Here is an 8,168-nt window from a genome sequence, read left to right on the forward strand (position 1 = left end):
TGAAGTTTTTAACAAACATAATATCGATATTATCCCTAAATATGTTAGCGAAGATTATAAGCAACATAATCCTTTTGTTGCTGATGGACGAAAAGCCTTCATGGATTTCTTTAAGGAGGATTTTGTTAAAAATCCTAATTCCTCTGCAGAGATTAAACGTGTAGTAGCTGAAGGGGATACAGTTGCTCTTCATGTACATTCTCGTACTAATTCTCAAGATAAGGGAGTTGCTATAGTGGATATATTTCGTATCAAGGATGGAAAGATTGTCGAACACTGGGATGTAATTCAAGAGATTCCAAGTGAAGCAGTTAATGATAATACGATGTTTTAGGTAGAAGGATATATATAAATTCAGATTTATAATAAAAAACTCCATTTTGATTAACCTTTTTTCAAAATGGAGTCTTTTTATTTTCCATATAAAATTAATAATACCCTTGATGTATGAGTCATATCATAGTAAAAACTCTTCTATAGGCAAGAAGAGTTTTTTAGTAAGTCTATAGCATTCTGGGAGAAATTAATGTTTTTATTATTAATAATGAAAAATAATTAGGATAAGAAGGGGAAAATAGCATGAAAATGAAAGTAATGAATTTAACAGGTTCAGTACTTGCAGCAACAAATGTTACGGGCAGATACAACTTTTAAAGATGTTCTTACTGATCATCATTTGGTCATATAAAGCATAAAAGAGAAAAATATCGTAGCAGGTTATAGAAATCGCATATATGGTTTCGGTGATAGTATTATACGTGGTTAAGTTGCTAGATTACTTTATCATTTTAGCCAAGATGGTTTTTAAAACATAATCAGTACGATTAAATGGGAGATATGAGTCATTGCTTATCGATGGTAAAGTAGACGTATATAATTTAAAAGGAAACCCATGCAACAATATAAATAATAATTTGTATGTGAACGTAAAAAATACCAAGATGGCCCTGAAGGGGAGGGGGGCTTGGTGTTTTTTAGCTAATATCACGATTTTTAAGGAATTTTCATATTCTGTTAACCGCACTAATATCAAGTTTTTTAATTCAATCGTTTCAATTTCGCAAGTGTATTCTTTATCTCTTTATCTTCCACATATCAGTGGGTAATCTTTGTATAATCTGATCTTATCTCTAAATCACAACTGTTACCCCAGTACCATCAAGTTAAAGTTTCATTTTATTTTGCTAACTTGATGGTGATGTGACGTAACCTTAATTATTTGGAAATTTAAAAAAGTCCCCTTAGTCATGTTAAAGGGACCTTGATCACGCAAATGATCTGTAAATCAATTCATTTTTGATAGACAGATCATTTGTATGATAATTTTTGTAAATAATTGCTGAATAGTGAATTTACATAAATGCTTTTAGAAGTTCTTGAATTAATGGGATTGCTCCACCTATAAATTTTAAAACTGCCATTGCGATTTCCATATTATTCTCTCCTCTTTTTTCGTATTAAGATGTGATAAATCTTTATAACTTCATTATAGTAAGCGTTTACAATTATAACAATACATTTCCGTATGCAATATTGCATATTTATACATTAGATCTCTATTATTCATTTTTTAATGGTACTATAGCGAGGTGAGAGTCTTTAAGGGTTCTCCTTAATAGGAGGAAATATGGAAAGAGTGCAAGCGATTTACAGTAATCAAAAATTTAAGAGTTGGGTTAAACAGGTATTAGCTGTAGGAGGAGTAATAGGGTGCTGTTATTTGGTGTTATATGTTTTCTGTTTCTTAGTTATCATGTAAATATTATACAACGAAACTAGTAGAGTCTTACCTAGAGAGGTAAGGCTCTTTTATTGTAAGTACCTGGAGATGAGCAAACTACATACAATATCTATCAGGTTTTTCAGATCACTTTGTATGGTTCCTTGTTTAGAACACTAATTCCTATCATTGAAACTAAATAAACTTCTATTTAAAAGTTTCAATTTATATTGAAAACAGAATTCTATTGATAAAAAATATGTTTTTACTAGATGCATATTAAAAAGACAAGTATAAATTATATTAGATTTTGGCAAAGTCTTTTTGACTTGGAAAAGGATTTAAATCTTACTTATAGATTTGATTCCTTTTTACATACTATAATCCTTATATTGCTACGTAAACATAATACAGTAATAATGATTTAAAAGCAAGAATTTTAGTAGCGGTACGTTCACACATTCATCAACTTAAGATTTTAAAGTAGCTCTTAAACAAAAAGCTTCTTTTTTTAATTGATTCATAGTAAACAAGAAAGGTTGGCAAATTAACAACTAAAGAGATTTCTTCAGGTAAGCTAATAAGTAATCTATCAAAAGGTCCTTTACAAAATTTATACATAAGTCAATTATAAGATCATGTAAATTTAAAATTATGTAAATATTATACATTTTTGTAAAAGACATTCATTGACACTTGTGTATATAAGTAACTATACTCGTTACATCAAATTGAATGTGTGATAATACGATTTTATTATTATTACAAACATGTAAATATAAAAATAGAAAATCCCAATTTGATAAATACAATGGTAGAGGTGTTTATTTTAATGAAGCACAAATTAATTGCAACAGGTATCCTTGCAGGATCTATATTATCCTATTCTTCTAATATTTTAGCAGATACTCATAAATTCCCTGATGTTCCTGTATGGGCTGATAAATCTGTTAATTATTTAGTTGATAAACAGGTATTGAATGGTTATCCAGATGGAACTTTTGGTTCAAATGACTCATTAGACAGAGCTTCGGCTACAAAAATTATGACAAAAGTTTTAGGGATACAAATTGATCCTAATGCAAAACCATCTTTTACAGATTCACAAAACCACTGGGCTACTCCTTATATTGCTGCTGCTGAAAGAGCTGGTATTGTTAAAGGGGAAGGTAATGGAATCTTCAATCCATCCGGAAAAGTAACTCGCGCTGCTATGGCTACGATGCTAGTAAATGCATATAAACTACAAAACACACTAAATTATAACGAGCAGGTTAGATTTGAAGATTTAAAAGGGCATTGGGGAGAAAAATATGCCAATATTTTAATAGATTTAAAAATTTCTAATGGTACCGAGAACGGTTGGCAACCAAATAGATTTATAACACGTGCTGAAGCTGCTCAACTTACTGCAAAAACAGACATGTTACAACAGAATTTAAACGATGAAAAAGAGATTATTACTGCTACTTCATATGAAGATTTAAATTTAACAGTGGCTTCGAAAATTACAGCTCAAGAGATTGATAGTTTTATTGCGAAATATCATTCGGATAGTCCTTTAGTTGGACATGGGCAAGATTTTATCAATGCGCAAAATCAATATGGCGTGAGTGCTCATTATTTAGCAGCGCATGCGATTTTAGAATCTGGATACGGAAAATCAGAAATCGCATATCAAAAACATAATCTATTCGGTCTACGTGCATATGATGGAGATCCGTTTAAATATGCGAAATACTTACCAAGCTACGGCGATAGCATTGCTTATAACGCTAATTATGTACGAGAAAGATATTTAGAAGAAAGTGGTATGTATTATAACGGGCCAACATTAACTGGCATGAACGTGAAATATGCATCAGATAAAGGTTGGGCTAAGAAAATTGCGGGTATTATGGAACGTATTAAACCGTTTCGTATAGAAGACTATACATATGCAAAAAAATTACCAAAGAATCCTGAAACATTAGATGTCGACGCGTTATCTAATGAAATTCCATATAAAGTGTATGCAGACGGTTCAAGCTCAAATGTTGTATCATCAGCTACTTACTATCAGGTACCTTATCCATTTAATTTAAAAATTAAAAGTAGACCAGATGTAGCTGTCGAGGAGAATAAAGTTGGTACAGTAACTTCTGGAACAACCATCTTTATTTATCGTGAAGATCCAAATGGATGGGTAGAATTCTCTTTTGAAGCGAATGGAGAAAAATACTGGACATTAAAAAGTAAATTAAGTATGTAATTAAAAAGATCTATTTCACTACTTTTAATCGATTAGATTATAATCTCATATAATTGAGAGACAATTTTTTTACTTTCTTAAAATAAAGTTATGTATACAAGAAAAGTTAGAGGATTATTTTCTCTAACTTTTCTTCGCTAGTATTTGAAATTAAAAAGATGGTGGAGTTACTCCAAATATAACAGTGACCTTGTTTAAAGAAGTGTTTTCCCATTTATGCTTTGCATAAGGTGGGATTTTAACACTATCACCTGTATTGAGAAATAAGACCTCATCATTTAGATATAGTTTTACTTGTCCTTCCATAATAAATGCTATTTCTTCCCCTTTATGTGCCACAGGCTCCATAGATGAAGCAGTTTGAGGTAACAGATTCATTAAAGCCAATTCTAGTGATCCATCTAAATTAGGAGATAATAGCTCATACGAAACATTGCCGCTTTCAGGAAAAGTTATTTTTTTTCTTTGGTTAGCTCTTACAACTAATTCTTCTGTATTGGTATCCTCTAAGAAAAAATTAAACAATGGAATGTTTAATGCTACAGAAATTAATTTTAGTGTTTGTAATGATGGATTTGTGATTCCTTTCTCAATTTGACTTAACATGGAAGGTGTTATATCAGCTAACTCTGCTAAACGTTTACTGGTTAATCCGGCACCTTTTCTAAATGCCATAATTTTTTGACCAACATTAATATTGTTCATATATGTAATCCCCTTTAAATAAGTGAATAAAATTAAATTTTAGTTAATTTTATTTACTTATACTTAATATATTGTTAATATATACTTAATTATAATAAAGTATGGTTAATTTTAAAACATCATATGTACATATGTCAGCAGCTGCTTCTCGTTTGAATAATACATATGCAAATAAAAGTTGCTGAATCTCATCCTCTATTTGTATATCTACCATGTGGAGTAGGAGTAGGAGTAGGATATGGTGATGTTTATTGTATGAAGATCATGTACATGTATTTTTTGCTGGAATTACCCATTCTCCGTATATGCTATTAGGTATGATGACCGGATTATATGATGGTATTCCCATACAAGATTCTGAATGAAAAGAATTCTAATAAGTAAAGAACAACTTAAGAGTAAACATCAATGCTGTATTATAAAATTTTTAAGGAAGTGAAAATATTATGAAATCAGCTTTAAATAGTATTATGATCTCCTCGATTCTTGCAGTAGGAGGGATCATTGCGCTTTTGTTTAATTTAATGGGGGATCAAGATTGGGTCTTGAATTGGGTAGGGGTATTGCTGGCATATCTATCTTTGAGTATTTTAATAGATTTATATAATAAAACCGTGAATTATAAAACATTTCCTAAAATACTAAAAAGAACTTTGTTTATTTCCTTTAATGTTACAGTATTAGGAATAATAATAGGGATAACATACCAACTATTAGGAAAGTGGAATCTTACTATAATGATGTATTATTGGTTGATAATATTATTACTACATTTAATTACTGTAATAACATTGGTCATTCTGGTATTTGTAAATCGAAATGGTAAAAATTATAGCTTACTATATAAATTTATTATACTTTTAAACATTTTCCTTACCTTAGGACCAGTATTATATCCTGTGGTTCTAACTATTATAGGAAATGGCATGAATGCCAGTGCAGGCCACTAATTTTCACCTAAATAGATTATTAAAATGATTAGTCCAAAAGTGAGTTTGGTTAAGCTAATGACTCTATAAGCAAATAGAATAATAAAAATAACAACATAAATTGGGATAATAAGATAGGAAGAGAATTATAACATGAAAATTAAGCTTAAGAAAAAGAGAATTATAAGTGTATTGTTGGCTATTACATTAGTAGCAATAGGGTATTACATGTTTCAATCTATTACGAATCCTAAGCTGGTAAATGCGAAAGAGGCAAATAGTGTTCAACAAGTGAGCAGTCTACCTAAAAATGAATTGAAAAAATCCATACCTAATCGTTTTGATGGTAAAGAAAGAAAAGTTGCATATTTAACTTTTGATGATGGACCAGGAAAATATACAGCTAATTTATTAGATGTATTAAAGAAAAATGATGTGAAAGCAACATTCTTTTTAATTGGCGATAATGTGAAAAGGTTCCCAGATTTAGTGAAACGAGAGCATGTAGAGAACCATTATGTGGGTATGCATAGTATGACACATAATTTTAAAAAGTTATACACCAATCAGGAATATGTGAAGGAAATGAAAGAGGATCAATCTTTAATTAGAAATGTTATTGGAAACTCTCCGAAATTAACACGCCCACCATATGGATCAATGCCTGGATTAAATGAATCACTTCGAAATGAAGTGGTCGGAAATAATTTAAAAGTATGGGATTGGACAATTGACTCTCTAGATTGGAAATATAATAAACTACCTGTGGATGTAGCGGCCGCAAAAATTGTTCAAAATGTTTTAGCAGGTGCGACGTCTTCAAAGGAAATTGTTTTAATGCACGATATTCATCCACAATCTGTTGCGGCAGTTCCAGCAATTATAAAAGGATTAAGAGAAAAAGGGTATGAATTTGAAGCTTATGATGAGAATAATCATTTTTCAATAAACTTCTGGCATGATAATCGTATATAAAAAGATATGTATTAGTTAAAAGAAAATCAGAATGGAATAAGCAATTCATATAGGGTTTAAATATTTGTAAGAGCGTGTTTAGATAGATAAAAACACGCTCTTTTTACTAGACTATTTTTTATTGTAGATTAAAGTATAGACTTTCTTATTTTAGAAAACTTTATAAGATTTTCTCATTCATTCCTACATAAACGTTGGATATTTCGCATGTTTGTCTAGAGTGAAAAGAGCTCATAAAAAACCGCCATTATTCTTCATATATTTGTACCACAATTATTTTGTTTATGTGGTTAAAACTAGTTTTTAAGAAGCATATGCTTTAGTAACTGCAGAAATTCTTTATCACTTTTATCATCTTTTATATAATCCTGTTCGTAGTTGAAAATCATTCGTACTAACATAAAAGCTGTTAGTGGTAATGGTACCTTATGCAAGGCTCCTTGCTGATAACCTTTTTCGAGCAAATTACTTATCATTTTAATTGCTTCTTCTTCAGATTTTTTAAAACAAGCTGTAATTTCAGGTGAATGGTACTCTTTATATTCTTGAAAGAGTGTAGAAACAAATGGATCTTGATGATATTCTAGGCTGATATAATGAAGGATTTTTTGTATTCGAAGTAAAACATCTTTTTCCTCTTTATATAAATTAAATAGTTGTGAACGTATAAGCTGAATATGACGCATATAGCAGTCACATAATATTTCAGTTTTATCTGTATAGTAATAATAAATAGTACCTTTACCAACTTTAGCTTTCTTTGCAATTTCATCAACCGTTGTGCTACGGACACCACGCGTAGAGAACAGTATTGTGGCAGATTGAATGATTTTCATTTTTTTATTTTCTTTTTCTAATTTGATCATTGTCTACACCCTATCTTTGAAATATTTAGCGATGTTTTCTTTCATTACATTCTGTATTAGTTCATTTTTAATTTTGTAACTCCTAATAGAAAGTCCTCTATTTGCTTCTTATAGAATAACATACACCAGTCTGATTTCTAGCATATAACTATAATAGAATGTAACTTTATAACTTAGTAATAAAGTTGAAAGTTTGAGGTAATAATTTTTTAATCGGACGATGAGAATTTAAGTGAAAGGGGACAGTGATTTCTTTCTTGATTAAATTATTTGATTTTTTATTCAATTCATTTTATTATATAAACATGACTAAAAGGTGTTTTTAGTCGGATTTTTTTACGGAAAACCGACTGATATTTGATTTTAGTCGGTTTCTATACTATTTGAGAGAAGGTAGACACTATGTGTGGAATTGCAGGGTGGATAGACTGGTCTAAAGACCTGTCTCATGAACAAGAAACGTTAAAAAAAATGACAGATGCTATCATTCACCGAGGACCAGATGCAGAGGGGCATTGGTTTTCAAAACGAGCGGCATTAGGTCATCGACGTCTCATCGTCATTGATCCTGAAGGTGGCCTTCAACCTATGCTGTATAAAGATGGAAATGATACGATTGGCCTTACGTTCAATGGAGAAATTTATAACTATCAAGAATTACGTAAAGAACTTGAGGAGAAAGGTCATGAATTTCAGACCAAGTCAGATACAGAGGTATTACT

General features: G+C 30.5%; 6 protein-coding genes and 3 pseudogenes. 6 read left to right on the top strand and 3 right to left on the bottom strand.

Annotation, left to right across the window (positions count from 1 at the left end):
- Positions 1-334: ester cyclase (locus tag C4S65_RS33410; protein ID WP_181032178.1), on the top strand; the 334-nt coding region annotated here is incomplete at its 5' end.
- Between the two features lie 1,018 nt (positions 335-1,352).
- On the opposite strand, the pseudogene C4S65_RS34975 reads toward C4S65_RS33410, so the two are convergent.
- Positions 1,353-1,539, bottom strand: a pseudogene (locus tag C4S65_RS34975) (hypothetical protein).
- Between the two features lie 1,013 nt (positions 1,540-2,552).
- Here C4S65_RS34975 and C4S65_RS33425 point away from each other — a divergent pair.
- Positions 2,553-3,971 carry an S-layer homology domain-containing protein gene (locus C4S65_RS33425; RefSeq protein ID WP_098838896.1) on the top strand — a complete coding sequence of 473 codons (1,419 nt, stop codon included), beginning with the start codon at positions 2,553-2,555 and terminating at the stop codon, positions 3,969-3,971.
- 150 nt (positions 3,972-4,121) lie between these two features.
- On the opposite strand, the gene C4S65_RS33430 is transcribed toward C4S65_RS33425, so the two are convergent.
- Positions 4,122-4,676, bottom strand: a complete 555-nt coding sequence (locus C4S65_RS33430; RefSeq protein WP_061665741.1) for a helix-turn-helix domain-containing protein — start codon at positions 4,674-4,676, stop codon at positions 4,122-4,124.
- A gap of 165 nt (positions 4,677-4,841) precedes the next feature.
- Between C4S65_RS33430 and C4S65_RS35610 the strand changes: the two are divergent.
- From C4S65_RS35610 to C4S65_RS33445, 3 genes and pseudogenes are all read left to right on the top strand, one after another.
- Positions 4,842-5,032: pseudogene (locus C4S65_RS35610) on the top strand (D-serine ammonia-lyase); the annotation flags it as partial.
- Between the two features lie 90 nt (positions 5,033-5,122).
- On the top strand, positions 5,123-5,626 hold the full coding sequence (locus C4S65_RS33440) for a DUF3902 family protein (protein WP_000833546.1): 504 nt from the start codon (positions 5,123-5,125) through the stop codon (positions 5,624-5,626).
- A 132-nt stretch (positions 5,627-5,758) separates the two neighbouring features.
- Positions 5,759-6,580, top strand: a complete 822-nt coding sequence (locus C4S65_RS33445) for a peptidoglycan-N-acetylglucosamine deacetylase (RefSeq protein ID WP_061665743.1) — start codon at positions 5,759-5,761, stop codon at positions 6,578-6,580.
- A gap of 296 nt (positions 6,581-6,876) precedes the next feature.
- Here the strand turns inward: C4S65_RS33445 and C4S65_RS33450 are convergent, their stop codons facing one another.
- Positions 6,877-7,446: a TetR/AcrR family transcriptional regulator gene (locus tag C4S65_RS33450; protein WP_000593072.1), complete on the bottom strand. Its 570-nt coding sequence runs from the start codon at positions 7,444-7,446 to the stop codon at positions 6,877-6,879.
- A gap of 402 nt (positions 7,447-7,848) precedes the next feature.
- On the opposite strand from C4S65_RS33450, the pseudogene C4S65_RS33455 reads away from it, so the two are divergent.
- Positions 7,849-8,168 (top strand): annotated as a pseudogene (locus tag C4S65_RS33455) (asparagine synthetase B); the annotation flags it as partial.

Origin of the sequence: Bacillus sp. ok061 (genome assembly GCF_900108285.1) — a bacterium.
Taxonomy (GTDB): Bacteria; Bacillota; Bacilli; order Bacillales; family Bacillaceae_G; genus Bacillus_A; species Bacillus_A thuringiensis_S.